The sequence below is a fragment of the Dolichospermum circinale AWQC131C genome, assembly GCF_000426905.1.
GTDB classification, from domain to species: Bacteria; Cyanobacteriota; Cyanobacteriia; order Cyanobacteriales; family Nostocaceae; genus Dolichospermum; species Dolichospermum circinale.
On record NZ_KE384605.1, the window covers coordinates 45,202 to 48,063 of the forward strand.

Annotated in this window: 3 protein-coding genes; 1 reads left to right on the top strand and 2 read right to left on the bottom strand. The window is 38.6% G+C overall.

Annotated features, from left to right (window positions below):
- Positions 1 to 78: 78 nt before the first annotated feature.
- Entirely contained in the window at positions 79 to 840 is a 762-nt protein-coding gene (locus tag ACIR131C_RS0109100; protein WP_028089941.1) for an SDR family oxidoreductase, read from the top strand.
- A 206-nt stretch (positions 841 to 1,046) separates the two neighbouring features.
- Here ACIR131C_RS0109100 and ACIR131C_RS0109105 read toward each other — a convergent pair whose 3' ends face one another.
- Together ACIR131C_RS0109105 and ACIR131C_RS0109110 are read right to left on the bottom strand one after the other, a co-directional pair.
- On the bottom strand, positions 1,047 to 2,000 hold the full coding sequence (locus ACIR131C_RS0109105; protein ID WP_028089942.1) for an SUMF1/EgtB/PvdO family nonheme iron enzyme: 954 nt from the start codon (positions 1,998 to 2,000) through the stop codon (positions 1,047 to 1,049).
- 3 nt (positions 2,001 to 2,003) lie between these two features.
- Complete coding sequence (locus tag ACIR131C_RS0109110; RefSeq protein ID WP_028089943.1) at positions 2,004 to 2,687, bottom strand: hypothetical protein; 684 nt, start codon at positions 2,685 to 2,687, stop codon at positions 2,004 to 2,006.
- Positions 2,688 to 2,862: the final 175 nt, after the last annotated feature.

The window sequence follows — 2,862 nt, forward strand, 5'->3', positions numbered from 1 at the left end:
AGTCAGTAGTCAGTGGTCAGTTGTCAAGACTATACTAACAAAGGACAACGGACAACGGACGAAGGACAACGGACTTGTATGCAAAACCACATTGTTTTGATTACTGGTGCAAGTAGCGGTATAGGTGCTGCTTGTGCCAAAATTTTTGCTCATGCTGGTGCAAAACTGATTTTAGCGGCACGACGGTGGGAACGTCTACAACAAGTAGCTGATTCCTTGGATATCCCATCTGATAAAATCCATTTATTAGCACTTGATGTGTGCGATCGCTTGGCGGTAGAATCAGTTATTAATAATTTACCCCCTTCCTGGTCAAATATTGATATTTTGATTAATAATGCCGGTTTAAGTCGCGGTTTAGACAAATTACATCAAGGTGACTTTCAAGACTGGGAAGAAATGATTGATACTAATATCAAAGGTTTACTTTACCTCACCCGCTACATAGTCCCAGGAATGGTGGAACGGAATTTTGGTCATGTTATCAATATCGGTTCTATAGCCGGACATCAAACCTATCCTGGTGGTAATGTCTATTGTGGGACAAAAGCAGCAGTTAAAGCCATTTCTGAAGGCTTAAAACAAGACCTTTTAGGAACTCCCGTGCGAGTAACTTCTGTAGACCCTGGAATGGTAGAAACAGAATTTAGTCAAGTGCGTTTTCATGGTGACACAGAACGGGCTAAAAAGGTATATCAAGGCCTTAAACCCCTAACTCCTGATGATGTGGCTGATGTGATCTTTTTCTGTGCCACTAGGCCAAGTCATGTTAATATTAGTGAGGTCTTACTGATGCCCGTTGACCAAGCCAGCGCGACTTTAGTAAATCGTCAAGTGTAACTCTCGTTCCCAGACTCCATCTGGGAACTAGTTGACAGCTTCAGATTTGTGTGTTATCGTAAATTAAACCAAAGACCTGAAAGTTTCTGTCAAGTTAAATAGCTCGAATTTCCCAAAAGTCACAAAATAAAAAAAGATCGCTCCACTCCGTTACGCTTGGCAAGGGTAAAGAGCAGAGGGCAAAAGAGCAAGAGTATAAAGGCCTACTAAGTCCACGCAGCACCACACACAACACGAAAACCATAGTAGTAGTAGTCGAAGCCCGCAACATAAGAGTTACGATAAGCCGAACGGCAATAGACAGGAAAGCTGAACCAAGAACCGCCGCGCAGCAACCTAGCGTTTTGATTAGTTTCGCTTATCCATGAACTTCCATCATTAGGCGCACCCTCATAGTTATCATGCCAAGCATCAGCGCACCATTCCCAGACATTGCCGTGCATATCACATAAACCAAAGGCGTTGGGCTGAAAAGTTCCTACTGGAGTTGTTCTTGCTCGATATTTCCCCTTGGGGGCATTATAGTTTACCACATCTGTGGTGATGGTGTCACCAAAAGCAAAAGGTTTTGCAGAACCAGCACGACAGGCATATTCCCATTCAGCTTCACTGGGTAAACGGTATTTTTGTCCTGTCTTCTGAGATAGTCTAGCACAAAACTCAACCGCATCATTCCAAGATACTTGTTCTACAGGTAGTTTATCACCTTGGAAGTAAGCAGGACGAGAATTTAATTCTCTAGCAACTGGAGGACAGGAATAAACGACTTTTTCCCATTGTTCTTGAGTAATAGTGTATTTGCCCATGTAGAAGGGCTTCACCGTTACATAGTGTTGGGGACGTTCTGTATCTAAACTCTTTTCTTCTGTTTTTGGTGCGCCCATTAAAAATGTCCCACCAGGAATATAAACCATCTCTAATTTTACACCAAAACCCAAATCTTGACTAAAAGATTGATTTGAAGATGAATTTGGAGAAGTGATAGGTAATTTATTTAATTCTTCTTGACGCTTTTTAATTTCTAGTTTGATTAACTGAATGTTAGTCTCCCACTTATTACGAAGTCCTGGATCATTTTCATTACGTTTCTGATTTTCATAGTCTTTAAGAAGTTGAAAATCTTTTTTTAATTCTTCTTCAAGGTGCTGACGCAAATCCACAATTTACTTTCTCCCTAATTTTTTGATCACGAACTCCCAAGCAGACTTGATATTAAAACCAGTTCCCAATTCTAATTCACCTTCATAATTAATTAAAAAAGGAATAATTGGTAAAGTGAATGTAATTTTATGTCTAGTATCTAATTCAGGAGATTTGATAATTTCGGAAATTTCTGCTTGCCTATTGGCAGGTAAAGAAGGTATACGTGATTCTATAACTGCCAACATTTCCAGCATTTCTGACTCAGATACTTGATTAGCTGCTACTGCATTTAACATATTTTCTGTCAAAGCTAATTGAGTCTGATTTAGCTGTTCAATAATAACCCTCAAAATTGCTTGTTCAGAAGCTTGATAACGACTTAAAAGTGAGTCTTGCTTAATAAGAACAATATTTAATTTTGTGTCTAGTTGCTGTAATTGTTTTTCTATTATTTGCAGTTGATTTCCTACTACCTGGATTTGCGGTGTAGATATACAAGTTAACTGTTGTTTTAGTTCTGTATATTCTTGTTTATAATTATCAATAGATTCTTGTTGTCGTTTAATTTCTTTTTTATATTTTTTTAATGTTCGAGGGTTGTCTTCAACAGTTAAGGCTTCCTCAAATTCTTTCAGTAATTTTTTGTCTTGGGTAATATTATCTAGTAAATCTGTCAGTCTTTGTTGGAAAATCTGGGAAAGCATGAGTTAAATACCTTAATTTAGCGATTGTTGAGGTTTTAGGGAATTATTGAAGCTAGTGTATCATAAATCCCGGCTAAATTGGTATCCCGTCATTTCAAACTTTTGCGCTATGCTAAGTAGGTTGGCGTTAAAAATTGTCGTTATGACAAGGGAACAGGGAACAGGGAACAGGGAA